This is a genomic window from Neisseria uirgultaei (genome assembly GCF_962719845.1).
GTDB classification, from domain to species: domain Bacteria; phylum Pseudomonadota; class Gammaproteobacteria; order Burkholderiales; family Neisseriaceae; genus Neisseria; species Neisseria bergeri.
In genome coordinates this window covers 76,729-101,520 of sequence record NZ_CAUIYF010000006.1, presented here as the reverse complement: position 1 = coordinate 101,520, position 24,792 = coordinate 76,729, and the positions used below count along the sequence as shown (strand labels likewise).

The following is a 24,792-nucleotide window of genomic DNA, read 5'->3' as shown; positions in this document are numbered from 1 at the left end:
ACAGCCCCTAAATTTTTATTCATGGAGATTTTCATTTATTAAAAATTCGGGTAAGTTTTTAAACAAAAAAAATTCATCTCCCCAATTAATCATATTCAACACTGATTGGGAAAAAATTAGCCGAAACCCGATTTCATCATCATCAAGATATAGTTTTCTCATTTCCAATAGGTCTTCATCTTTAAGGAAACCAAAAAAATCAAAATCGGTTAAATCGAATATTTTAAGCTCTCCATAACTACCTAAAGATACGTTTTCAGCTTCCTTGTTGATTTCATAAGACAGATTCGGTTCGCTGCCATTACATTTAAATAAAACAGGGATCCCTTCCAAATCAAACTGTATTTCATCGGGACGTTGGACATCAATATCAAGATCCGTTTCGTCATATATGAAGAAAAGCCCCTTTACTGATAAAATCCTTCCATTTAACTCATTCATTTATTTACCCTTATCCCTTCTTTTACTGATGGATTAGTTAAGCCATTCTTCGGAAAAAACTGCACCACGTTCTCCCCTTGCGGCAGCATCAGTTTTTTAACGGCGTGTCCGTACACTGTTTCCAGCGTAATACTCAAACCGCCTTCCCGTTCAAATATCGCCCCGACACACGAACGTGCGGCGTTTTCATCATTCCACGACATCGCCCGCCAAACGCCCAGCGTGTCCATATCCGCCCAAAACGTTTCCGCCTTTTTGTAATCCAACACCAGCTTCGCCGTATCGGTAACGGGGTCGTAAAAGCCGTTTTCGGCGAGCATATCGCCCAAGTCGTGCATATCGGGAAACATCACGCTGCGGTTCTCAATACCGTTTTCTTTCAGACGGCATTTCAGTTCCGCCAAGGTATCGCGCCCGAAGCAGGTAAAAAAAAGCAGCCCGTCCGTCTTCAGCGCGCGCGCCCAATTTTGCAGCACGGGAAGGATTTGTTCCGCCGCCAACAGTCCGAGATTCGACCACAACATATCGGCACACGCTTCGGGCAGCGGCGCGGTCGGGGATTGGCAGTGTTGCACCACGCCCTTACCCGTAAACCTTTGCCAAAAACCGCCCTTGCGCGCGGCGGCCGCCGCCGCCAAAAAATCTGCACGGGAATCGTATTCTTCAAACACCGCCTGCGGATAGCGTTTCGCCAGCAGGCTGCGGCTGATGTCCGCATCCGCCCCGGCAAGCAGGATATGCTTGGGCGCATTGCGGACGAGTGTCAGCCGTTGGTCGGTATGTTCGGCAAGATGGCGGTGAACCTGCCAGCGTGCGTCCTGATGGTTCATCTCAAACCCCTTCGGCAAAATCGCGGTACAGCGCGGCAAACGCTTCCGCATGGCTCAAAAACGGCGCATGCGCCGCCTTTTCCATCACAACCAACCTGCTGCCCTTCAAACGTCGGTGCAGATATTCACCCATGCGCGTCGGCGTAATCGCGTCTTTGCCGCCGAACACCAGCAGTACCGGAACATCTATCTTGTCCAACAAATGCCGCGCATCCGCCCTTTCCGCCGCGTCCAAAGCTTCCTGCAGGGCGGAGGGCGTGCCGCACCGTGCCAAATCGGGCAGAATCCTGCCTATGATTCCGTCCGCATCATGCGTATGCAAAAGCTGCAATTGTAGAAACTGTTTGATATGTTTGGCATAATCCGAACGGAACGCACCGACCATTTTGCCCAATGCAGGCGCTGCAAGCCCTTCGGGATAGTCTTCGTCAGCCGTCAGCCGCGCGAAACTCGCCGTCAGGCAGAGCGAACGGACTTTGTCGGGATGGCGGGCCGCCAGATACAGCGCAACCAATCCGCCGAGCGACCAGCCGAGAATGTCGGCCGGCGTATCGATTTGTGCGGCAACAGCGTCGGCGGCTGCCTCAATATCGAAGGGTTGCACAAAGGGCGCGTCCCCGTGTCCGGGCAAATCGGGCGCGCACACCGCCCATTCCGCAGGCAGACGGGGCATCAGGTCGTCGAACACATGGCGGTTCGCCCCCCACCCGTGTATCAGGTAAACTTTTTTGGCAGCATCAGGCATGAATTTTCTCTCTTGTTGGCGGCGCATCGCAGACGCGGCCGCAGTCAGACACTGCGTATTATGCCACGATTCATCAGACGTTTCAGACGGCATCTGCGCCGGCTGCAATACCGATTTGGCAAGTTTCCGCACCGACGCGGCAAACAGTTGCCCCCTGTGTTTCAGACACATCCAAGGCGGCGCGGTATGCGGCGGCTGTCAGAAAAAACTGCCCTCATTCGACCGGATGTGGGCCTCGCTGCATTACGAACCGCCCGTCAGCAACATGATACGCGCGCTGAAGCACTTGGCTGATTTGGGCATGGTGCAGCCGCTGGCAGACCTGATGATGCAGAATCCGCCCGACCGGCTTTCAGACGAATGTTTCGATTTCGTCCTGCCCGTTCCGCTAAGCAGGGAGCGGCTGCTGCAACGCGGCTTCAACCAAAGTGAAAGCATCGTCGGGCTGCTGGCGCAACGCTACGGTTGGCGCACACTGCCCCGACACACCGTATTCCGACACCACCGTCCGCCGCAAAGCACGCTCAAAGGCAGCGACCGACTGAAAAACATCAAAAACGCCTTTGAAATCCGCGAACCGCTGCCGAAAGGCTGTAATATTTTGTTAATCGACGATGTCTTTACCACCGGCGCGACACTGAACGAACTGGCAAAAATGCTGAAAAAATCGGGTGCAAACCGAATCTGCTGCTGGACGCTGGCACGCACGCCAATGAAAAAATAACTAAATTTTTTGACACCTATGCCGCCTTGTGGCAAGGTTACGCGCCTATAAGTGATTGATATTTATGTTTACCATCGTTTTATACCAACCGGAAATCCCCCCGAACACGGGCAACATCATCCGCCTGTGCGCCAATACCGGCGCGGATTTGCACCTGATCAAGCCGCTCGGTTTCCCATTGGATTCCGCCAAAATGAAACGCGCCGGACTCGACTACCACGAGTTCGCCAGCCTGACGGTGCACGAAAACTTCGACGACTGCCTCAAGGCACTCGCAGGCAGGCGCATTTTCGCCCTGACCACCAAAGGCACGGCGCGCCCCGATGAAACCGCGTTTCAAAAAGGCGATGTTTTACTGTTCGGGCCGGAAACGCGCGGGCTGCCTGCCGACATTCTCGACAGCCTGCCCGCCGCGCAAAAAATCCGCCTGCCGATGCAGCCCGGCAGCCGGAGTATGAACCTTTCCAACACCGTCGCCGTGATTCTCTTTGAAGCGTGGCGGCAACACGGTTACGCAGGCGGCGTTTGACGGCGGCCTTGCCGTCTGAAAAACCGTCCGGATACGATGCCCATTCGTCTTCAACTCAAGAACGGAACACGTTTTGACTTTAACCCGAAAAACCCTTTTCCTCCTCACCGCCGCATTCGGCATACATTCCTTTCAGACGGCATCCGCCGACGCAGTGGTCAGGGCAGAAAAACTGCACGCCTCCGCCAACCGCAGCTACAAAGTCGCCGGAAAACGCTACACGCCGATAAACCAAGTTGCCGAGTTCACGCAAACCGGCAACGCCTCATGGTATGGCGGCAGGTTTCACGGGCGCAAAACTTCCGGCGGGGACCGCTACGATATGAACGCCTTTACCGCCGCCCACAAAACCCTGCCCATCCCCAGCTATGTGCGCGTAACCAATACCAAAAACGGCAAAAGCGTTGTCGTCCGCATCAACGACCGCGGTCCCTTCCACAGCAACCGCATCATCGACGTATCCAAAGCGGCGGCCCAACAATTGGGCTTTGTCAGCCAAGGTACGGCACATGTCAAAATCGAACAAATCGTCCCGGGCAAATCCGCACCGGTTGCCGAAAACAAAGACATCTTTATCGACTTGAAATCTTTCGGTACGGAACACGAAGCACAAGCCTATCTGAACCAAGCCGCCCAAAACCTGGCTTCATCGGCATCAAACCCGAACCTATCGGTTGAAAAACGCCGTTACGAATATGTCGTCAAAATGGGGCCGTTTGCCTCGCAGGAACGTGCCGCCGAAGCCGAAGCTCAGGCGCGCGGTATGATTCAGACGGCATTGACTGCCGGTTGATGTCCCGCCTTTACGTCCTTCAAACACCACCAGATACTTCGCAGGAGCAAAACATGAACTTCAAACGCCTTCTCTTGACCGCCGCCGCAACCGCACTGCTGGGCATTTCCGCCCCCGCACTCGCCCACCACGACGGACACGGCGATGACGACCATGGACACGCCGCACACCAACACAACAAACAAGACAAAATCATCAGCCGCGCCCAAGCCGAAAAAGCAGCGTTGGCACGCGTCGGCGGACGTGTTACCGACATCGATCTCGAACATGACGACGGCCGTCCGCACTATGATGTCGAAATCGTCAAAAACGGACAGGAATACAAAGTCGTTGTCGATGCCCGCACCGGCCGCGTGATTTCCTCCCGCCGCGACGACTGAATTTGATACAATCCGTGCCGTCTGAAGCCCGAACCGGTTTCAGACGGCATTTTGCACCCGACATTCAGGATTCGGCACACATGATCAGCAGACTGACCGGCAAACTGGTTGAAAAAAAACCTCCGCAAATCGTCATCGATGTCAACGGCGTAGGCTACGAAGCCGACGTATCCATGCAGACCTTCTACAACCTGCCACCATTGGGCGAAACCGTACAGGTTTTCACCCAACTCGTCGTCCGTGAGGACGCACACCTGCTCTTCGGTTTTGCCACTGCGGAAGAGCGCAAAACATTCCGCCAACTAATCAAGGTCAGCGGCATCGGGGCAAAAACCGCTTTGGGCATTTTGTCGGCGATGACGGCAGACGAGCTGGCGCGGGCGGTTGCAGAAGAAGATGTCAAACGCCTCTCCTCCGCTCCAGGAATCGGCAAAAAAACCGCCGAACGCATGGTCTTGGAACTGCGCGGCAAGCTGGTCGCGCATACGGTAACGGACGGGCTGTTTGCCGCCGCACCTGCCACCGACGAAACGGAAGACATCGTCAGCACGCTGCTTGCGCTGGGTTACAGCGAACGCGAAGCAAAAGCGGCGGTCAAAGGCGTTCCGAAGGGGACGGACGTGGGCGAAGGCGTGCGCCTTGCTTTGAAAAACCTGCTGAAATAATGCCGTCTGAAAGCGGCGCGGCGTTTGCCCTGCCGAAACCCTGCGTTTCCGCCCCGCGCTGTCTTCCCGACGGCTTTTCCCGTAAAATGGCGTTATTGTCCTTCCTTTCAGACGGCATTGTGTTTGATGCCGTCTGAAACTGTTTTACCGAAATCGAAAACAATGTTGAACAAAATATTTTCTTGGTTCGAATCCCGAATCGATCCCTATCCCGAAGCCGCCCCGAAAACGCCTGAAAAAGGACTGTGGCGGTTTATCTGGAGCAACATCAGGGGTTTGCGCAAATGGATTGCTGTTTTGGCGGCATTTACCGCAGGCATCGGCATCATGGAAGCCCTACTGTTTCAATTTATGGGCAAAGTCGTGGACTGGCTCGGCAAATACACGCCCGCGACCCTGTTTGCCGAAAAAGGCTGGGCGTTGACGGCGATGGCGGCGATGATGGTGTTTTTCGCCCTCTGGACCTTCCTCGCGTCCAACGTGCGCCTGCAAACCCTGCAAGGCGTGTTCCCCATGCGCCTGCGCTGGAATTTCCACCGCCTGATGCTGGGACAGAGCCTCGGCTTCTATCAGGACGAATTTGCAGGACGCGTGTCCGCCAAAGTCATGCAGACCGCGCTGGCGTTGCGCGACGTGGTGATGACGGTTGCCGACATGGTCGTGTATGTGCTGGTGTATTTCATTACTTCCGGCGTGATTCTGATTTCGTTCGACGGCTGGCTGCTGCTGCCCTTTATCGGCTGGATGATTGGATTCGCCCTGATTATGCGTTTCCTGATTCCCAAGCTCGGCAAAACCGCAGCGCGTCAGGCGGATGCGCGTTCGCTGATGACCGGCCGCATTACCGACGCCTACTCCAATATCGCCACCGTCAAACTTTTCTCCCACGGCGCACGCGAGGCCGCTTATGCCAAGCAGTCGATGGAAGAGTTTATGGTGACCGTCCATGCCCAAATGCGGTTGGCTACGCTGCTGCACACCTGCAGCTTTATCGTCAACAGCTCGCTGACCGTCGGTACGACCGCCTTGGGCATTTGGCTTTGGTATCACGGCCAAGTCGGCGTAGGCGCGGTAGCTACGGCCACGGCCATGGCATTGCGTGTGAACGGTTTGTCGCAATACATCATGTGGGAGTCTGCCCGATTGTTTGAAAACATCGGTACCGTCAACGACGGCATGGCGACCCTGTCCAAACCCCACACCATCCTCGACAAACCGCACGCCCTGCCGCTGAAAGTTACCCGAGGCGAAATCAAGTTTGATCACGTCGATTTTTCCTACGAAGCAGGCAAACCGCTCCTCAACGGCTTTAATCTGAACATCAAGCCCGGCGAAAAAGTCGGCTTGATCGGCCGCAGCGGCGCGGGCAAATCCACCATTGTCAACCTGCTCCTGCGCTTTTACGAACCGCAAAGCGGCACGATTTCGATCGACGGACAAACCGTGGACAGCGTTACCCAAGAAAGCCTGCGTGCCCAAATCGGTTTGGTAACGCAAGATACTTCCCTGCTGCACCGCTCCGTCCGTGACAACATTATCTACGGCCGTCCTGATGCGACCGAAGCCGAGATGATTTCCGCTGCGGAACGTGCCGAGGCCGCCGGTTTTATTCCTAACTTGAGCGATGCCAAAGGCCGACGCGGCTATGATGCGCACGTCGGCGAACGCGGCGTGAAACTTTCCGGCGGCCAACGCCAACGCATCGCCATCGCCCGCGTTATGCTTAAAGACGCGCCGATTCTGTTGCTTGACGAAGCCACCAGTGCGCTCGACTCCGAAGTCGAAGCCGCCATCCAAGAAAGCCTCGACAAAATGATGGAAGGCAAAACCGTGATTGCCATCGCACACCGCCTCTCCACCATTGCCGCGATGGACCGCCTCATCGTCTTGGACAAAGGCCGCATCATCGAAGAAGGCAGCCACACCGAGTTGCTCGAGAAACAAGGCCTGTACGCCAAACTTTGGGCGCACCAAAGTGGCGGCTTCTTGAGTGAACATGTCGAGTGGGAAAACAATTAAACGCTTGGAAAGAAGATAAAAGGCCGTCTGAAAAAAACAATAATTTAGATCGTGCTTAATTTGATGTCATGAATTAAAATGGTTATGTAATTCAACGATAATTTACGCTAACTTTAGAAAGACAATATGAAACGATCTATCAAATATTTGAGTATGGCTGTATTTGCACTTGCAGCAAATGCATGGGCAGGAAGTGCGGAAGAAGAGTTGCTGAATGCATTTGTAAAATGTGATGCATCTATGTTTGATATCTTGAAAAACAAGCAGGAGCAATTGAGTAAATATGCTCCGATTGAGAAAGTAGGAAAGACTGCACGTTTTCAGTTAGGTAGTGCCGATGAAGATGGGAAAAGACAGGTTATCTTCAATAAACCGATAATAGTAAACGGCATACATTTTAGTAGTTTTTCGGCAGCATATTCGGAACTGCCGGTTAATGAGACGGGTAAAAATCCTGTCTTTTATTTCTGGGGGTTCGAGCTTAAAAAAGCTCAGGCTGCTGATGTGGTAGCAAAGTTCCCTCAATGGGGATTGAAACCGATGGGAGAGGATTTTGTGACTTCTCCGCAAATTATTATTAATAGTCATAAGTCTTTGCGTTGGCAGCCAAATATGCAAGCAACGTCTGGTTCGATACCTGCAAAAAATACAGTAGAAAAATCGCTGATATTGGAAGAGAGTGACGGTAAAACTTCTCTCATCTGTACTATTCAGGGTTATCCGAATGATAAACTGATTCGTCGTGAACGACTTGATCTGATCGGAGGAAAGTAAAATGAAAAAGTTAGCTGTTTTTTTGATGACGATTTGTTTGCCAATCTCAGTATTTGCTGATAAGCCAAGATTTTTGCCAATGCTGGATGGTGCTCAGAGTCGTGTTTATGCAGATATGGAAAGTATCAAGAATCATCCTCACAACCCAAATTTGTTAGTATATGATGTGATAACTAATTTTGATGATACGAATAAAAATTTGGCAGGTACTTCCATGATAGAGAAGCACTATCTGGATTGTCTGAACAGGATTGATATTATGAATCCGGAGCCGGCAAAACTATACAGTCGTCATTTCGGGAAAGGGAAATTATTGCATGAGATCCCAATGGAATCTGAACGGTTTGAAATGAAAGAGATTTCGACGATGAGTATTCTATCTGCTACTGTGTGTAGTGTCGGCGGCCATGATTTTGGCGGTAATCCGAATGCTTTAGAAGATATGGGAAAAGCGTTGGATAAAATGGAGCAAAAGAAAGGTCGGAAAAGATAAATCTCAAGGCCGTCTGAAAACATTTTCAGACGGCCTTCCCGTTCCCCTACCCGTCAAAACCATGACCGATACCGCCCAAATCATCACCAGCTACGGCCGCCGCTACATCGTGCGTACGCCAGACGGCAAAACCTACGAAGCCAGCACGCGCAAAAAGCGGGTCGATTTCGCCTGCGGCGACCGCGTGCATATCCAAAACATTAACGCCGAACAGGCCGTCATCGAAGACTATCTCCCGCGCCAAAGCCTGCTCTACCGCCAAGACGCATGGAAAACCAAACTTATCGCCGCGAATGTTACCCAGCTCCTTATCGTTACCGCCGCCGTTCCCTCGCCCAGCGAAGCCTTGTTGCAACGCGCCCTCCTGGCCGCCGAAGCCGCGGGCATCCAAGCCGTCATCATCCTGAACAAAGCCGACCTGCCCGAAACCGCCCTTTGGCGCGAAAAACTCAAATTCTACGAAACGCTGGGTTATCCCGTCATCGAAACCCGCGCGCTGGAAAACGCCGACAGCCTGCGCCCCGTCCTGCAAGGGCATAGCAACATTCTGCTCGGACAAAGCGGCATGGGTAAATCCACCCTGACCAACGCCCTTTTGGGCAGCCAAACCGCCCGCACCGGCGACATTTCCGCCGCACTCGACTCGGGAAAACACACCACCACCCACGCCCGGCTTTACGATTTGAACGGCGAAACCCAACTCATCGATTCCCCGGGTTTGCAAGAATTCGGACTGCACCACCTCCAAGCCGCCGATTTGCCGCTCTATTTCCCCGATTTCCGCCACCTTGTCGGACAATGCCGCTTCCACAACTGCACCCACCGCGCCGAACCCGGCTGCGCCGTCAAAGCTGCCGCGCAAACCGGTAAAATCCGCACCGAACGGCTGACCTTCCTGCAACGCATTACCGACGATCTGCTCAAATAACCTCTTGCCGTTTGCAGGACAAAAACCATGCCGTCTGAAATCCTGCTGTTTCAGACGGCATCCGGTTTTCAGAAATGCTACAATTCCGTTTTTACAGAAACTCCCGACACCATGAAGAAAATTACCCCGAAATCGTTTGAAGAGGCACTGTCGCGCCTTGAATCACTGACCCAGTCCATGCAGGGGGAAATGCCGTTGGAGGATGCATTGGCGGCATATCAGGAAGGCAATGAACTGGTCAGATACTGCCAAACCAAGTTGGCCCAAGTCGAACAGAAATTACAGGTTTTGGATGCGGACGGGCTGAAGGAGTTAAACCTTGAATCCGACGAATGATTTGAAAGCGTGGCAGCTTAGGGCGCAGGCGCAGACAGAGCTGCTGCTGGAACGCTTTTTGCCGTCTGAAAACGAAATCCCGCACACGCTGCACGAAGCGATGCGTTATGCGGCTTTGGACGGCGGCAAACGTCTGCGCCCGATGCTGGTGCTGGCAGCTTCGGAATTGGGCGGGGCCGTGGCGGATGCGGTCGGACAGGCAATGGCGGCAATCGAAATGATCCATGCCTATTCGTTGGTTCACGACGATATGCCGGCGATGGACAACGACAGCCTGCGGCGCGGCAAACCGACCTGCCACATCAAATATGGCGAAGCCACCGCCCTTCTGACCGGCGATGCTTTGCAAACCCAAGCCTTCGACGTGTTGAGCCGTCCGACAGAACTGCCTGCCGCACGCCAGTTGGCGATGCTGTCGGTGTTGGCGAAAGCGGGCGGCAGCGCGGGTATGGCGGGCGGACAGGCAATCGATTTGGCAAATGTCGGCAAACAAATGGTTCAAGCCGATTTGGAACGGATGCACAGCCTGAAAACGGGGGCGTTGATTCGTGCCGCGGTTTTATTGGGGGCGATGTCTTGCCCGAATCTGTCTGAAGACAGTCTGGCGGTATTGGATGATTATGCGGCAAAACTGGGGCTGGCGTTCCAAGTCATCGACGATGTGTTGGATTGTGAAGCGGATACGGCGACCTTGGGCAAAACAGCGGGCAAAGACGCAGACAACGACAAGCCGACTTATGTAAAACTGATGGGCTTGGAAGCGGCGCGCTCATACGCACACAAACTGGTTGCCGAAGCGGTCGCGCTGCTCGAACCCTTCGGCAATAAGGCATTACGGCTCAGGCAGCTTGCCGAATTTACGATTGCGCGCAAATACTGAGCAGACTCGGATATGCCGTCCGAAAAAGGCTTCAGACGGCATTATTGTTACCCTATTCCCTGTTGCGCGTATGCCAGAAATACCGCCACACAAAACATGGAAACGCAAAAATCAGGTACAGGCAGACGACTGTGGCGTAAAACTCCCAACCCTGATCGTGTACCGATCCTGCACGGGATTCGAGAATATAAGCAAGAATGGCGGTCAGTGCGAAACCTGCCGCCAGCTCGATCAGGTGATGTCCGAAATGTTTGCGCTTGAGCGGAACAATACCGAACAGCCTGACCGTAAGAAACGGAGCATTGGCAAAAATTAAGGCAAGCAGTAAGAGTGTGTACATAGATGCGGTCATAATCTTCTTTCTCCGCTTTCAGACGGCATAGCCGTTTCCCATGCCGTCTGAAATACGGCGGTAACCTTAAATAAAACGGCAACCTCTGATACGGCTGCCGTGATGATACCGAATATTACAGCGTATTTTCCAGCGCCTTGGCGCACCAGTCGATAACGGTTTGCGGCATGATGCCCCAGAGAAGCAGCAGGAAGGCATTGACCGTCAGGACAAATTTGGCGGCATAGTTGCTGCCGACCGGCTGGTCATGGTCAGGCGCATCGAAGTAGATGACTTTGACCACGCGCAGGTAGTAGAACGCGCCAATCAGAGACATGATGACGGCAAATACGGACAACCAAACATGGCCTTGTTTCAAGAGCGCCATAATCACGCCGAATTTGGCGTAGAAACCCATCAGCGGCGGAATGCCTGCCATGGAGAACATAGACAGCAACATCAGGAAGGCAAACCATGCATGGCGTTGGTTAAGACCCGCGAGGTCTTTAATGTTTTCACACTCAATGTCTTTGGTGGACAATACCATCAAAACACCGAAGCTGACTGCCGCCATCACAGCATAGGTAATGGCGTAATACAAACCTGCGGTAAAGCCGACCGCGCCTGCCATAAACGCCAACAGGATAAAGCCCATGTGCGATACGGTGGAATAGGCAAGCATACGTTTGATATTGGTTTGCATGATGGCGGCAAGGTTACCGACCACCAAAGAAGCGACGGCAAGAATGGCCAACATCGGCGCCCAGTCTGAATGTATGGTACCCATACCGGTAACAAGGATACGGAACGCAAAGACGACAGCGGCAATTTTCGGAGCCGTACCCACAAAGGCGGTAACAGAGGTCGGCGCGCCATCGTACACATCGGGCACCCACATATGGAATGGAACCGCACCCAATTTAAATGCAATGGCGACTACAATAAACACCATACCCAATTTCAACAACCACTCGTTGGCCTGCTCATTGAAAGCAGAAGCCAAGACGGAAGCAAAATCAAGAGAACCAGTGGCGCCGTAAACCATAGAAATGCCATAGAGCAACAAACCGGAGGCCAACGCGCCCAATACGAAGTATTTCAGCGCGGCCTCGGCAGAGCGGCCGGAATCGCGGCGCAGAGCAATCATGGCGTACAGCGACAAAGACAACAATTCCAAACCAATATACGCAGTCAAGAAATGTGCCGAGCTGACCATGACGCTCATACCCAACAGGGCAAACAGCGACAGGGTATAAAACTCGCCTTTAAAAATTTGGCGGTCTTGGTTGTAGGGTTTACTGTAAATAAACAGACCGAACGTCAGTGCATACAGCACCAGTTTTGCCAAACGGGACATGCCGTCTGCAATATACATACCATGAAAGGCATCGACACTGCCCTGCTCCCATACCGCCAACTGGGTAACGGCCACAATGATGACCGTTCCCAAACTCATCAGATGGGTCAGATAGCGGTTTTTATCGCAAATCCACAAATCTGCCAGCAATACGACACCCAATAGCGCAAGCAGCACGATTTCGGGCATGGCGGGCATTAAATTCAAATCAGACCAGTTCATTTACACACCTCAAATCTTGCTTTGTGCTACATGGGCAATCAAATCGTTTGCCGCTTGATGCACCACTTCGATAAACGCTTGCGGATACAGACCCATGCCCAAAACAGCAACCGCCAAAATCGCCAAAATCGCAAATTCGCGGCAATTGATGTCTTTCATTTCGGCAACGTGCGGATTGTGGATTGCACCAAAAATAACGCGTTTGTACATCCACAGGGTATAAGATGCACCGTAAATCAAGGTCATGGCGGCCAACGCGCCTACCCAGAAATTCACTTTAACCGCGCCCATAATCACCATAAACTCGCCCACGAAGCCGGAAGTCGCAGGCAGACCGGCATTGGCCATACCAAACAACATCATAAACGCCGCAAACTTAGGCATCACATTGACCACGCCGCCATAGTCGGCAATATTGCGGGTATGCAGGCGGTCGTACATCACACCGATACACATAAACATCGCGGCAGACACAAAACCGTGGGAAATCATTTGAATGATTGCGCCTTTCAATGCCCAATCATTCAATTGACCGTTCACAAACAGGAACATACCCAAAGTGACAAAACCCATATGGCTGATAGAAGAGTACGCCACCAGTTTTTTCATATCGGTTTGCACCAAAGCCACCATACCGATGTAAATCACGGCAATCAGGCTCAATACGATGATCACAGGGGCAAAATAGCGTGCCGCATCCGGCATAATCGGCAGGATAAAGCGCAAGAAACCATACGCACCCAGTTTCAGCGTAATTGCCGCCAACACCATCGAACCGCCGGTCGGCGCTTCAACGTGGGCATCCGGCAACCAAGTGTGCACAGGGAACATCGGCACTTTTACGGCAAATGACAGGAAGAACGCCACAAACAAAAGCTGTTGTACGCCCAACGGAATCTGTTTGATGTTTTGGAAATCGACAATAGAGAAGCTGCCTGTTTGATAGTACAGGTAAACCATGGCAACCAGCATCAAGAGCGAACCCATCAGCGTATAGAGAAACAGCTTGACCGACGCATAGACGCGGCGCGGGCCGCCCCATACACCGATAATCAGGTACAGCGGAATCAGCATACCCTCGAAGAACACATAAAACAGAATCGCATCCTGAGCGGCAAACGCGCCGTTAATCAAACCCGACATCATCAGGAATGCCGCCATATACTGCGCCGGACGTTTCTGAATGACTTCCCAACCGGCCAATACCACCAGCAGTGTAATAAACGCATTCAAGATGATAAAGAGCACTGAAATACCATCCACGCCCAATGCATAGTTGATTTTCAGCAGCGGAATCCACTCGTGGAACTCGGTAAACTGATAGCCGCCGCTCAAACGGTCGAAACCGGTAAACAGGGGCAGCGTTACCAAGAAACCGGCAAGCGCACCCATGAAGGCAAGCACACGCGCCAGCGACGCACGGCTGTCTTTACCGGTCGCCAAAACCAGCACACCTGCGGCGATGGGTATCCATATTGCCAAGCTGAGTAGGTAGTTGGAAAACATAGTGGTTAACCTGTGGTTAAAATAAAATGTGTTTATGTGGATATTTCTTCGTTTCAGACGGCCTGAAGGTTTAAGGCCGTCTGAAGCCTCATCCTTATCGGAACAATCCCCAGAAGGTCATACCGAGCAAGACCAATACGCCGAATACCATAGCGGCGGCATAGGTATAGATGAAGCCGGTTTGGACTTTACGCACTTGCGCGGCAATCGCGCCGACCAGTTTGGCGGAACCGTTGACGATACCGTTGTCGATAATGGCGGTATCGCCGACTTTCCAGAAGAAAGTGCCCAACGCGCGCGTGCCTTTGGCAAAGACGTTGAAATACAGGGCATCGAGGTAGTATTTGTTTTCAAACAAAACGTAAATCGGACGGAACGCCTGCGCGATTTTCGCGGGCAGGTGCGGCAGTTTGACGTACAAAAGCCATGCGCTCAAGACACCTGCGATAGCAAGGTAGAGTACAGGCGAATGCAGGCTGTGCGACACCATTGCCAATGCGCCGTGGAACTCTTCCTTCATGATGTGCATGGTCGGATGCGCGTCAGCATTAACGAAAATCACGTCTTTGAAGAAATCGCCGTAAAGCATAGGCTCGATGGCGATGTAGCCGATGATGACGGACGGAATCGCAAGCAGAATCAGCGGCAGGGTAACGACCAGCGGACTTTCGTGCGGATTGTCGTTTTTACCCAAGCCGTGATGTTCTTCGCCATGGCCGTCTGAATGGTGTTCGGGCAGGCTGCGCCATTTTTCTTCGCCGTGGAATACCATAAAGTATTGTCGGAATGCGTAAAACGCGGTAACAAACACGCTGGCAAGGACGGCAAAATAGGCAAAGCCGCTGCCCGGCAGGGTGCTGTATTTCGCTGCTTCGATAATCGAATCTTTGGAATAGAAGCCGGAGAAGAACGGCGTACCAATCAGCGACAGGTTACCGATCAACATGGTCAGCCAAGTAATCGGCATGTATTTTTTCAGATTGCCCATGTGGCGCATATCTTGGTCATGGTGCATACCGATAATCGCGCTACCCGCCGCCAAGAACAACAAGGCTTTAAAGAAAGCGTGAGTCATCACGTGGAACATTGCCACGGAATAGGCAGACGCACCCAGAGCCACAGTCATATAGCCCAGTTGCGACAGGGTGGAATACGCAACCACACGTTTGATGTCGTTTTGAATCACGCCCAAGAAGCCCATAAACAGGGCGGTAATCGCACCGATTACCATGATGACAGACAACGCAGTGCTGCTCATCTCATAAATCGGCGACATGCGCGATACCATGAACAGACCGGCGGTAACCATGGTTGCGGCGTGAATCAATGCGGAAATCGGTGTCGGGCCTTCCATCGAATCAGGCAGCCAAACGTGCAGCGGGAATTGAGCCGATTTACCCATCGCACCGACAAACAAGAGCAAACAGGTTACGGTAATCAAAGACCATTCCACACCGGGGAACAATTGGATAGTGGCATTTTGTACGTTGGGCAGATAAGCGAATACATCTTGATAGCGCAGGCTGCCGCCGAAATAGGCAAGCACCAAGCCGATACCGAGCAAAAAGCCGAAGTCGCCGACACGGTTGATCAAAAAGGCTTTCAGGTTGGCAAATGTTGCGCTCGGACGTTTGAAATAGAAACCGATCAAAAGGTACGACACCAAACCCACCGCTTCCCAACCGAAGAAAAGCTGGATGAAGTTGTTGCTCATAATCAGCATCAACATGCTGAAAGTAAACAAAGAAATATAGCTGAAGAAGCGTTGGTAGCCGACTTTTTCATCGTGCATATAGCCGATGGTGTAGATATGCACCATCAACGACACGCCCGTTACCACGACCATCATCATCGCCGTCATCGTATCGACCAAGAAGCCGACGGAGAAATCCAAACCGCCCATCGTCAGCCAGGTATAGACGTTCTCATCAAACTTGGCACGGCTGCCATTGAGGAATCCCCACAGCACATAAGCCGACAGCACGGCAGACACCGCCACACCGAATATTGTTACGGTATGCGCACCGGCACGTCCAATTTTGTTGCCGAACAAACCCGCAATCAGCGAGCCTGCCAAAGGCACGAGGGCAATGATGAGATATAAAGTCATGTCGTTCATTTGATTGAACCTAATCGATTTAAAAATTCACGTTCAAGGGAAGGGTTAAGCCACCCGAGAAAAAACCAACAGTAAGGGCAAAATAGCACCGGCAGCATAAATCAAGACCCAAACAGGCAGATTGTCGGTGAACCGTCGCAGCAGAAAAAAATAGGCCCATGCGTACAATCCGGAAATCGCGCCGCTAATGAGTGCGGCAAAAATTCCGCCCGCCAAGGAGAATAACGAAATCACAACAGCAAAAGCTGCCGCCCACATCCATGTGGCGGAACGGTCTGCGTAATACTCCTGCATTTTACCGAATATCAATAATATGATTACCGTAATCATGAACGTTTCCCTTCTGAGGTCGTCCGAAACCGTCCGAACCCGCTTTCAGACGGCATTCAACCTTTCTCATACCCTTCGTAATAATATGACTGCTCAATACCTTTAAAAATGATTTCACGGTTGTCCACATCGTCAGTCAGGTTGTCCTTTAACAGAAAGCGCAGTTCTAAATCGTTGACGGGGCTGCGTTCCATCGCCTGCAAATACAGGGTTTTGCTTACATTTTGCCAGTTCACGACTTTTTTCAGGTTTTTCTTCAGCACCAAGTCCAGCCAGATGCGGGTACTTCTGCCATTACCCTCCAAAAACGGATGGGCAATGTTCATTTCAACATATTTGGCGATGATTTCTTCAAAAGTCCGCTCGGGCATCTGCTCGATTTTAGCCAAAGCCTCTTTCAGATACATGGCGTTGGCAAAACGGAAACCGCCTTTGGAAATGTTGTCTTCCCTGATTTGACCCGCAAAATCATATAAGCCGCCGAACAGGTAACGGTGAATCTGTTGCAGACCCGCGGTGGTACCGACTTCGATACGGTCAATATCGCCGCTTTCAAACAGGCGGCGGGCATTGTGCAGGCTTTGTTCGTCTATGGACTTCATCGTTTTTCCTATCGGGTTTTCAGACGGCATAGGCGCCTTGTTGGGCCTCGACCCAACCTCCTTACCCTTTCAACTCATCCAAATCGGCAACGTTGATTGTTTTTCTGTTACGGTACACCAGCACCATAATCGCCAAACCGATGGCAGATTCGGCAGCGGCAACGGTTAATACGAAGAATACGAAAATTTGTCCGGCAGTATCGCCCAAATGTTGCGAGAAGGCGATAAAGTTGAAGTTCACCGCCAAGAGCATCAGCTCGATGGACATCAGCAATACCAGCACGTTTTTGCGGTTCATAAAGATACCCATTGCGCTGATACCGAACAGGAGCGCACCCAATACCAGATAATGCGTCAAGGTAATCATGCTTTGCCCTCCCCTTCCGGCTTGAGGCCGTCTGAAACTTCGCTTTCTTCGGCAGATTCGACTTGCGGTTTGACCGCTTCCATTTTCACCAGACGCATACGGCCTTGGTCGGCGCGTACTTTAACTTGGTCGGCAGGATCCATACGTTTCGGATTGGTGGTTTTACGATGAACCAGCGCAATCGCCGCCACCATACCCAACAGCAGCAATACCGCCGCCAATTCAAATGGCAACAGGTAGTCGGTATAAATACGGCTGCCCAAATCGCGGATATTGTTGTAATCGGCCGGAATGTCTTTCATCAGACCAAATGCGGCCAGGTCGGTTTTCGGGTTGACCAGAATCAGGATCAGGGCAACCGCCAACAATGTGCCGACCACGCCGGCAACCGGCGCATGACGCCAGAAACCGGCGCGCATTTCTTCAATGTCGATGTTCAACATCATCACAACGAACAGGAACAACACCATTACGGCGCCGACGTAAACCACCACCAGCGTAACGCCCAAAAACTCAGCCTGCATCAGCATCCAAAGCATCGCGCTCACGCAGAAGGTCAGCACCAGATGCAAAGCGGCATGTACAGGGTTTTTAGCGGTGACGGTACGAACCGCACCGTACAAAACGATGGCGGCAAGAATATAGAACAGAATCGCGGAAAAAGTCATTCGTCTGCTCCTTAACGATACGGCGCGTCAGCGGCTTTGCGTTTGGCGATTTCAGCTTCGTATTTATCGCCAATGGCCAAAAGAATCGGCTTGGTCATGTGCAAGTCGCCTTTTTTCTCGCCGTGGTATTCAAAAATATGGGTTTCCACAATCGCATCGGTCGGGCAGGCCTCTTCGCAGAAACCGCAGAAGATGCACTTGGTCAGGTCGATGTCGTAACGCTTGGTGCGGCGCGTACCGTCTTCGCGTTCTTCCGATTCGATGTTAATCGCCATTGCCGGACACACCGCCTCGCACAATTTACACGCGATACAACGCTCTTCGCCGTTCGGATAACGGCGTTGCGCGTGCAGACCGCGGAAACGCACGGATTGCGGCGTTTTCTCTTCGGGGAAATAAATCGTGTCTTTGCGGGCAAAAAAGTTTTTGAGCGTTACGCCCAAGCCTTTTACCAATTCGCCAAGCAGAAAGGTTTTTACTAAGTTAGCCATATTATGTTCCCTCAAAACAGGGATTTCGTTAGGTATTCAAAATCGCTTTGTTCAGACGGCCTCAAGATGCCGTCTGAAACTTATTTCCACAAATTCAGCGGTGAAATCATCCACACGCCCAAAATCACGATGTAGGCGAAGCCGATCGGAATCAGCACTTTCCAGCCCAAACGCATGATTTGGTCGTAACGGTAGCGTGGGAAGGTTGCACGGATCCACAGGTACCAGTACAGCACCGCCGCCATTTTCACAAACATCCAGAATGCGGAAGGCGTACCGATAAAGCCCCAGCTTTGCGGGAACGGAGACAGCCAGCCACCGAGGAACATCAGCGAGGTCAGCGCGGCAATCAGAATCATGAAAATGTATTCGGCAAGGAAGAACAGCGCGAACGCGAAGCCGGAATATTCGACGTGGTGACCGGCAACGATTTCAGACTCACCCTCTGCCACATCAAACGGCGCGCGGTTGGTTTCGGCAACGGCGGAAATCAGATAGACGATGAAGATGGGGAAGAGCGGCAGCCAGTTCCAAGAGAATACCGAACCGCCGGCAATACCTTTGGCTTGTGCGGCAACGATGTCGGAGAAGTTCATGCTGCCCGATACCATCACGACGCACACCAGCGCGGCACTCATGGCAATCTCGTAGGAAATGCTTTGCGCGGAAGCACGCATTGCGCCCAAGAACGAATATTTGGAGTTGGAAGCCCAGCCCGCGATGATCACGCCGTAAACCGACAGCGAGGTAATCATCAGGATGTACAAAAGGCCGATATTGATATTGGTCAGCACCCATTCTTCGTTGAACGGAATCACCGCCCATGCCGCGAAAGACGGGGCGAGCGACATAATCGGGCCGATGTAGAACAAGGCTTTGTTTGACAGCTTCGGACGGGTTACTTCTTTAAACAAGAGTTTGAACACGTCGGCAAACGGCTGAATCAGACCCCACGGGCCGGTTACGTTCGGGCCGACGCGAAGCTGCATAAAGCCGATGACTTTACGTTCGAAATATGTCAGGTAGGCAACGGTCAGAATCAGCGGAATCAGGATAATCACGATTTTGACGATGACGGATACCACCAAGCCCACGGTGATACCCAAATCGCCCAGACCGAGCGTTGCGGCAAAGAGGTTTTGGAACCATTCTTGCATGATCAAGCTCCCGCCAGTTCAATAGTGTCCATCAACGCACCCAGCGCGGCATTTTCGGTATGCAGCGGCAGATGCACCACGTTTTCAGGCAGTCCGGCATCGGCTTTGACGGCAACCGATACGCTTGCGCCGTTTTGTTTGGCGACAGCAGTTTGTCCGTCTTGCAGGCCCAAGCGTGCCAAAGTGTTCGGATTGACACGCGCGGCGGGCACGGCGGCATGGCCGGTTTCTTGCAACGGTGCGGAACGGCGCACGATAGAATCAGTGTGATAAATACCGACGCCGCCGACACGGACGAGGCGGTCTGAGGCCGTCTGAACGCCCTCCCCTGCCCATGTGCTGCGGTTGTCCAGTTTGGACGGCAGGCTTTCTGCATCCAGCGCGTCTTTCAGAATCGAAGCGGTATCGTGGTATTCAAAACCTTTCAGGTCAAACAAATTGCCCAATACGCGCAACACTTTCCACAGCGGACGCGAGTCGCCGAAGCCCTGAACGACGCCGTGGAAGGATTGCAGACGGCCTTCCATATTGATGAAGCTGCCCGAGGTTTCGGTAAACGGCGCAATCGGCAGCAATACGTCGCACACGTCCAGCAGCGTTTCGCTGACAAACGGCGTAAACGCCATCACGCTTTTCGCCTGTTTCAACGCGGCTACGGCTTTTGCACCGTCAACCGTATCGATTTCCGGTTCGACGTTGAGTAACAAGACTGCCTGTTTCGGCGCGTTTGCCATTTCGGCAACGCTCTCGCCCGAGTTCACGCCCAAAACGTCCGCACCGACGCTGTTGGCAGCTTGCGGCAGAATGCCCAGTACCGCGCCGGTCGCGTCCGCCAGCTCTTGCGCGGCGGCGTAAATCGCGGCGTAATCGGGATGGTTTTGCACTTCCGCGCCCAAAATCACCGCTGCTTTTTCAGCGTTTTTCAGGCTGGCGGTAACGGCGTGTTCCGCATTCGCAGACAGGTTTTTCAGACGGCCTGCCCACTCGTTGGGATGTGCAGCTTCTTGAGACAGAAGCGGCATAAACAATTCTTCTTTACTGCTGGCCAATACGCTCAAGGCCATACGGTCTTTGGCGGCGCGGCGCAGGCGGGCGGTCAGGAGCGGCTGTTCTTTGCGCAGGTTCGCACCGACTACCAATACGGCATCGTTGTCAGCCAAAGATTCGATGCTTTGTCCCAACCATTGCGCACCTTTAAGGCCGTCTGAAAGACGTTTGTCTTGTTGGCGCAAACGGGTGGCAAAGTTTTTAACACCCAAGCCGTCGGCAAGTTTTTTGGCCAGATACAGCTCTTCAACCGTATTCATTGGATTGGCCCAAATGCCGACTTGGTTTTGGTTGCCGTCTTTGGCGATACATTCAATCGCGCTGCGGACATACTCCAACGCGGTTTTCCAATCCACGTCCATCCACTCACCGCCCTGTTTGATTTTCGGGTTTTTCAGACGGCTTTCGTGATACAGGCCTTCGTAGGCGAAACGGTCGCGGTCAGACAGCCAGCATTCGTTGATGGCTTCGTTTTCCAATGGCAACACGCGGCGGACGGTATGGTCTTTGGTTTGTACAATCAGGTTGCTGCCCAAAGCGTCATGGGCGGAAACGGATTTGCGGCGGTTCAATTCCCAAGTACGCGCGTTGAAGCGGAACGGTTTGCTGGTCAATGCGCCGACAGGACACAAATCGATGACGTTGCCTGACAATTCGGTTTCCACTGCTTTGCCGATAAAAGGCATGATTTCGGAATGTTCGCCGCGATTGGCCATAGCGATTTCTTGCACGCCGGCGATTTCTTCAGTGAAACGCACGCAACGGGTACAGTGGATACAACGGCTCATTTCCTCGGCGGAAATCAAAGGACCCATGTCTTTGCCGACGACGGAACGTTTTTCTTCGGTGTAGCGGCTGGTATTTTTGCCGTAGCCCATCGCCAAATCCTGCAACTGGCATTCGCCGCCTTGATCGCAGGTCGGACAATCAAGCGGATGGTTGATGAGCAGAAACTCCATCACACCTTCTTGCGCCTCTCGGGCTTTTGCCGAATGTGTGCGCACAATCATGCCGTCCGTTACCGGCGTGGCACAGGCGGGCAGGGGTTTGGGGGCTTTTTCCACGTCCACCAGACACATACGGCAGTTGGCGGCGATGGAAAGTTTTTTGTGGTAACAGAAATGCGGGATATAAGTACCGAGCTTGTGCGCGGCTTCAATCACCGTCGCGCCCTGCTCCACAGATACCTGTTTGCCGTCGATTTCGATTTGTAACATGGTTCGTTCCTAGTTACGGGTATTTAATAAATAATTTTTTATGGAGATCGTCTGAAAAATGGGTTTCAGACGACCTTTTGAGTTTCATTGACAATCAATACTGTTGAAAACGTTTACTGCCACCTTGCCGTCATTCCCGCGTAGGCGGGAATCCATTTTTTGAATTTTGGCAACTGCTTTTCAAATATCGGGTTCTGTAAATTCCACTATGGATTCCCGCCTACGCGGGAATGACGGCAAAGTTAAATTTTTAGCATTTTGCTTTTAACCAATATAAAACCAACTAAAACTATAACTCATTTATTATATTTTTAAATGACTTAAATAACTCTTTAACAGCACGCTCATTGTCTTCATCCGTAGGCTCAAACTTTTCACACCAATTAATTATATTTACATCGCCATGCAATAACTCTGCATAACATCCTACTGCATCGCAACTACCACCCCGTGTCCTTGACGTGCCAAAAATAAAATCACAATTATGCGAATAAAGTTTGTATAAATTTCTCCTAACCTCGTATTCATTATCACCAGATGAATAAAAACCAATCCTCTGACCTTCATGATCAAATACTGCAACAAAATCTAAGCCGTTTCCATGTCTTTCAAAAAAGACTAGAAATTTAGAAAATTTCCGACAAATCTGATTAAAAAGCGTATTGAGTGTCGTACTCTTACCTTTGTTAGCTGCACCGTATAGAATAAAAATTTTAGCTTCCACCATTACCACCCTCCCCACTTATGCTCTTTCATCGGCCCGCCGTGCTCAATGTAATGCACAAACTCATCACGGAAATGCTTGGTAAAGCTGCGGACAGGGAAGACGGCGGCATCGGCAAGGGCGCAGATGGTGCGGCCTGCCATTTGGTTGCCGACAGAATCCAGCAGATCCAAGTCTTCCATGCGGCCTTTGCCTTCTACGATGCGGTGGACGATGCGGTAAAGCCAGCCCGTACCTTCTCGGCAAGGCGTACATTGGCCGCAAGACTCGTCGTAGTAGAAGTAGCTCAGGCGCTCAAGGGCTTTGACCATGCACACGTCTTCGTCCATCACGATAATCGCGCCGGAACCCAGCATCGAGCCTGCTTTGGAAATCGAGTCATAGTCCATATTGGTCTGCATCATGATGTCGGCAGGCAAAACCGGCGCGGACGAACCGCCGGGAATAACGGCTTTAAGTTTTTTATCGCCGCGCATACCTCCCGCCATTTTCAGGACTTCGGCAAACGGCGTACCCAATGGCACTTCATAGTTGCCCGGACGCTCGACATGGCCGGAAATACAGAACAATTTGGTACCGCCTGCATTCGGAATACCTTTATCGGCAAATGCCTGTCCGCCGTCACGGATAATGAAGGGGACGGAGGAGAACGTTTCGGTATTGTTGATGGTGGTCGGTTTGCCGTACAGGCCGAACGAAGCAGGGAATGGCGGCTTAAAGCGCGGCTGGCCTTTTTTGCCTTCCAGCGATTCGAGCAATGCGGTTTCTTCACCGCAAATATATGCGCCGTAGCCGTGGTGGGCGAAGAGTTCAAACTCAAAATCCGAACCCAAAATATTTTTACCCAAAAAGCCTGCGGCACGCGCTTGGGCGAGTGCGGCCTCAAAGCGTTGGTAGCCTTCGAAAATTTCGCCGTGAATGTAGTTGTAGCCTGCTTTCGCGCCCATCGCGTAACCGGCGATAATCATGCCTTCAATCAGGGCATGTGGGTTGAACATGATGATGTCGCGGTCTTTAAATGTACCCGGCTCGCCTTCGTCGGTATTGCAGACGACGTATTTTTCGCCGGGGAAGGAACGGGGCATAAAGCTCCATTTCAAACCGGTCGGGAAGCCCGCACCGCCACGGCCGCGCAAGCCGGAGGCTTTGACCTCGTCAATCACATCGCTTTGCGAGATGTTTTCGGACAAGATTTTACGCAGGGCGGTATAGCCGCCACGTTTGACGTATTCGTCCAATGTCCAGCAGTCGGGATTGGCGGTATCCACTTGGTCAAAAATCACGCCTGATTGGTAAATAGCCATTTTTGGTGTGCCTGTTCGTTTTCGTATCGGTTGCGGCTGCCTGCCGTCTCAATGTTCCTGATGCCGTCTGAAACGGTTTGTCTGTTTTCAGACGGCATTTTCCTGTCTTCGTTTAATCTGAACCAAACCTGCGTTTGTTCTTCCCGTCATCAATCAAAATTACCATCCGCTGCACATATCTTCACACGGAATGCCGTCGCCATCGCCGTCCATCTTGGTATCGGAACAGTTCCTTACGAACCATTTGGCTTCTTCGCACGAAGTCATTTGTGAGCAATATTGCCTGCCGTCGCAACGGTATGGGCTGCTGTCGGGCTGCTGCCGTTTTATTTCGGGTAATACTTGCGTTTTAACCGACGTATTTTCCTGTTTCGGAGTCAGCTTCTCTGACGCATATTGATACGCCTCATAGCCAATTACCGAAACAAGCAGTAAACCGACCAACAAAGACAGCACAACCTGAACAATCGAAGTGGGAGATTCCTCGTCTTTTCGATGTTTCTTGCGGTATCCGGGAGAAACTGCACGCTCCTGATTCAGATAGCGTATCTGTTGTGCAGAAAATCTTCCCTTGTCATCTGAAACCACTTCAAAACCAACCGCCTCGTTAATCTCAGGACGCGGGTTTCTTGGGGAAAAGTCAGAAATATGGCAGAAAATTTCTTTGTTACCGCCATCTATCCGTATAAAACCATAACCTTTTTCGTCATCCCACTTGACAATTACCCCTCTCATGAAGCACTCCCCTTTTTTTATTGTTACTTTTTAAAATCACAATTTAGAATTTTGGAATAACCGGTTAAGTTTGATTAC

Annotated in this window: 30 protein-coding genes; 12 read left to right on the top strand and 18 right to left on the bottom strand. The window is 51.9% G+C overall.

What is annotated here, in order from left to right:
• Positions 1–15 precede the first annotated feature (15 nt).
• From Q9J32_RS05430 to bioH, 3 genes are read right to left on the bottom strand one after another with little or no spacing between them, the layout of a single operon-like run.
• The gene (locus Q9J32_RS05430; protein ID WP_002231633.1) at positions 16–441 is read right to left on the bottom strand and encodes a hypothetical protein; all 426 of its coding nucleotides are present in this window, start codon (positions 439–441) and stop codon (positions 16–18) included.
• Positions 438–1,271: a class I SAM-dependent methyltransferase gene (locus Q9J32_RS05425; RefSeq protein ID WP_301882929.1), complete on the bottom strand. Its 834-nt coding sequence runs from the start codon at positions 1,269–1,271 to the stop codon at positions 438–440. Before Q9J32_RS05425 ends, Q9J32_RS05430 begins: the two co-directional genes overlap by 4 nt.
• A 1-nt stretch (position 1,272) precedes the next feature.
• The gene (gene bioH / locus Q9J32_RS05420) at positions 1,273–2,016 is read right to left on the bottom strand and encodes a pimeloyl-ACP methyl ester esterase BioH (protein WP_301882926.1); all 744 of its coding nucleotides are present in this window, start codon (positions 2,014–2,016) and stop codon (positions 1,273–1,275) included.
• On the opposite strand from bioH, the gene Q9J32_RS05415 reads away from it, so the two are divergent.
• The 12 genes from Q9J32_RS05415 to Q9J32_RS05360 all read left to right on the top strand — a co-directional run bounded on the left by Q9J32_RS05415 (position 2,015) and on the right by Q9J32_RS05360 (position 10,537).
• Positions 2,015–2,740 (top strand): ComF family protein, encoded by a 726-nt coding sequence (locus Q9J32_RS05415; RefSeq protein WP_301882924.1) that lies wholly within the window; start codon positions 2,015–2,017, stop codon positions 2,738–2,740. The genes bioH and Q9J32_RS05415 overlap by 2 nt on opposite strands.
• Positions 2,741–2,804: 64 nt before the next feature.
• Positions 2,805–3,269: a tRNA (uridine(34)/cytosine(34)/5-carboxymethylaminomethyluridine(34)-2'-O)-methyltransferase TrmL gene (gene trmL / locus Q9J32_RS05410; protein ID WP_301667218.1), complete on the top strand. Its 465-nt coding sequence runs from the start codon at positions 2,805–2,807 to the stop codon at positions 3,267–3,269.
• Positions 3,270–3,342: 73 nt separating this feature from the next.
• Positions 3,343–4,062 carry a septal ring lytic transglycosylase RlpA family protein gene (locus tag Q9J32_RS05405; protein WP_301882922.1) on the top strand — a complete coding sequence of 240 codons (720 nt, stop codon included), beginning with the start codon at positions 3,343–3,345 and terminating at the stop codon, positions 4,060–4,062.
• A gap of 53 nt (positions 4,063–4,115) precedes the next feature.
• Positions 4,116–4,442: a PepSY domain-containing protein gene (locus tag Q9J32_RS05400; protein WP_301882921.1), complete on the top strand. Its 327-nt coding sequence runs from the start codon at positions 4,116–4,118 to the stop codon at positions 4,440–4,442.
• 80 nt (positions 4,443–4,522) lie between these two features.
• A complete protein-coding gene (gene ruvA / locus Q9J32_RS05395) occupies positions 4,523–5,107 on the top strand; it encodes a Holliday junction branch migration protein RuvA (protein WP_301882995.1) in 585 nt (194 codons plus the stop codon).
• A complete protein-coding gene (locus tag Q9J32_RS05390) occupies positions 5,107–5,244 on the top strand; it encodes a hypothetical protein (protein WP_301882920.1) in 138 nt (45 codons plus the stop codon). The genes ruvA and Q9J32_RS05390 overlap by 1 nt, the downstream gene beginning before the upstream one ends.
• A 25-nt stretch (positions 5,245–5,269) precedes the next feature.
• The gene (locus Q9J32_RS05385; RefSeq protein WP_301882993.1) at positions 5,270–7,126 is read left to right on the top strand and encodes an ABC transporter ATP-binding protein; all 1,857 of its coding nucleotides are present in this window, start codon (positions 5,270–5,272) and stop codon (positions 7,124–7,126) included.
• A 126-nt stretch (positions 7,127–7,252) separates the two neighbouring features.
• Positions 7,253–7,900, top strand: a complete 648-nt coding sequence (locus Q9J32_RS05380) for a hypothetical protein (RefSeq protein WP_107863312.1) — start codon at positions 7,253–7,255, stop codon at positions 7,898–7,900.
• A gap of 1 nt (position 7,901) precedes the next feature.
• Positions 7,902–8,393 (top strand): surface-adhesin E family protein, encoded by a 492-nt coding sequence (locus Q9J32_RS05375; protein WP_301669436.1) that lies wholly within the window; start codon positions 7,902–7,904, stop codon positions 8,391–8,393.
• A gap of 61 nt (positions 8,394–8,454) precedes the next feature.
• Positions 8,455–9,321, top strand: coding sequence for a ribosome small subunit-dependent GTPase A (gene rsgA, locus Q9J32_RS05370; RefSeq protein ID WP_301882918.1), 867 nt, complete (start codon positions 8,455–8,457; stop codon positions 9,319–9,321).
• 27 nt (positions 9,322–9,348) lie between these two features.
• Entirely contained in the window at positions 9,349–9,657 is a 309-nt protein-coding gene (locus Q9J32_RS05365) for an exodeoxyribonuclease VII small subunit (RefSeq protein ID WP_308020956.1), read from the top strand.
• A complete protein-coding gene (locus tag Q9J32_RS05360; RefSeq protein WP_301882916.1) occupies positions 9,641–10,537 on the top strand; it encodes a polyprenyl synthetase family protein in 897 nt (298 codons plus the stop codon). Before Q9J32_RS05365 ends, Q9J32_RS05360 begins: the two co-directional genes overlap by 17 nt.
• 52 nt (positions 10,538–10,589) lie before the next feature.
• On the opposite strand, the gene Q9J32_RS05355 is transcribed toward Q9J32_RS05360, so the two are convergent.
• The 15 genes from Q9J32_RS05355 to Q9J32_RS05285 all read right to left on the bottom strand — a co-directional run bounded on the left by Q9J32_RS05355 (position 10,590) and on the right by Q9J32_RS05285 (position 24,714).
• Entirely contained in the window at positions 10,590–10,889 is a 300-nt protein-coding gene (locus Q9J32_RS05355) for a DUF2818 family protein (protein ID WP_003676976.1), read from the bottom strand.
• Between the two features lie 115 nt (positions 10,890–11,004).
• The gene (nuoN, locus tag Q9J32_RS05350) at positions 11,005–12,447 is read right to left on the bottom strand and encodes an NADH-quinone oxidoreductase subunit NuoN (protein WP_301669439.1); all 1,443 of its coding nucleotides are present in this window, start codon (positions 12,445–12,447) and stop codon (positions 11,005–11,007) included.
• Between the two features lie 9 nt (positions 12,448–12,456).
• The gene (locus tag Q9J32_RS05345) at positions 12,457–13,953 is read right to left on the bottom strand and encodes an NADH-quinone oxidoreductase subunit M (RefSeq protein ID WP_301882915.1); all 1,497 of its coding nucleotides are present in this window, start codon (positions 13,951–13,953) and stop codon (positions 12,457–12,459) included.
• 94 nt (positions 13,954–14,047) lie between these two features.
• Positions 14,048–16,072 carry an NADH-quinone oxidoreductase subunit L gene (gene nuoL / locus Q9J32_RS05340; protein ID WP_301882914.1) on the bottom strand — a complete coding sequence of 675 codons (2,025 nt, stop codon included), beginning with the start codon at positions 16,070–16,072 and terminating at the stop codon, positions 14,048–14,050.
• 45 nt (positions 16,073–16,117) lie between these two features.
• A complete protein-coding gene (locus Q9J32_RS05335) occupies positions 16,118–16,402 on the bottom strand; it encodes a hypothetical protein (protein ID WP_025458230.1) in 285 nt (94 codons plus the stop codon).
• A gap of 56 nt (positions 16,403–16,458) precedes the next feature.
• Complete coding sequence (fic, locus tag Q9J32_RS05330) at positions 16,459–17,034, bottom strand: protein adenylyltransferase Fic (protein WP_118997799.1); 576 nt, start codon at positions 17,032–17,034, stop codon at positions 16,459–16,461.
• Between the two features lie 31 nt (positions 17,035–17,065).
• Positions 17,066–17,371: an NADH-quinone oxidoreductase subunit NuoK gene (nuoK, locus tag Q9J32_RS05325; RefSeq protein ID WP_003759427.1), complete on the bottom strand. Its 306-nt coding sequence runs from the start codon at positions 17,369–17,371 to the stop codon at positions 17,066–17,068.
• Positions 17,368–18,039 carry an NADH-quinone oxidoreductase subunit J gene (locus Q9J32_RS05320; RefSeq protein WP_003750564.1) on the bottom strand — a complete coding sequence of 224 codons (672 nt, stop codon included), beginning with the start codon at positions 18,037–18,039 and terminating at the stop codon, positions 17,368–17,370. Before Q9J32_RS05320 ends, nuoK begins: the two co-directional genes overlap by 4 nt.
• Positions 18,040–18,050: 11 nt before the next feature.
• A complete protein-coding gene (gene nuoI, locus Q9J32_RS05315; protein ID WP_002218650.1) occupies positions 18,051–18,530 on the bottom strand; it encodes an NADH-quinone oxidoreductase subunit NuoI in 480 nt (159 codons plus the stop codon).
• 80 nt (positions 18,531–18,610) lie between these two features.
• Entirely contained in the window at positions 18,611–19,687 is a 1,077-nt protein-coding gene (gene nuoH / locus Q9J32_RS05310; protein ID WP_002216340.1) for an NADH-quinone oxidoreductase subunit NuoH, read from the bottom strand.
• A gap of 2 nt (positions 19,688–19,689) precedes the next feature.
• The gene (gene nuoG, locus Q9J32_RS05305) at positions 19,690–21,951 is read right to left on the bottom strand and encodes an NADH-quinone oxidoreductase subunit NuoG (RefSeq protein ID WP_304666413.1); all 2,262 of its coding nucleotides are present in this window, start codon (positions 21,949–21,951) and stop codon (positions 19,690–19,692) included.
• Between the two features lie 289 nt (positions 21,952–22,240).
• Complete coding sequence (locus Q9J32_RS05300; RefSeq protein ID WP_002215619.1) at positions 22,241–22,678, bottom strand: hypothetical protein; 438 nt, start codon at positions 22,676–22,678, stop codon at positions 22,241–22,243.
• Entirely contained in the window at positions 22,678–23,979 is a 1,302-nt protein-coding gene (nuoF, locus tag Q9J32_RS05295; protein WP_301882909.1) for an NADH-quinone oxidoreductase subunit NuoF, read from the bottom strand. Before nuoF ends, Q9J32_RS05300 begins: the two co-directional genes overlap by 1 nt.
• Complete coding sequence (locus Q9J32_RS05290) at positions 23,955–24,077, bottom strand: hypothetical protein (protein WP_019272035.1); 123 nt, start codon at positions 24,075–24,077, stop codon at positions 23,955–23,957. The genes nuoF and Q9J32_RS05290 overlap by 25 nt, the downstream gene beginning before the upstream one ends.
• A 61-nt stretch (positions 24,078–24,138) precedes the next feature.
• Complete coding sequence (locus tag Q9J32_RS05285; RefSeq protein WP_301882906.1) at positions 24,139–24,714, bottom strand: excalibur calcium-binding domain-containing protein; 576 nt, start codon at positions 24,712–24,714, stop codon at positions 24,139–24,141.
• Positions 24,715–24,792 lie beyond the last annotated feature (78 nt).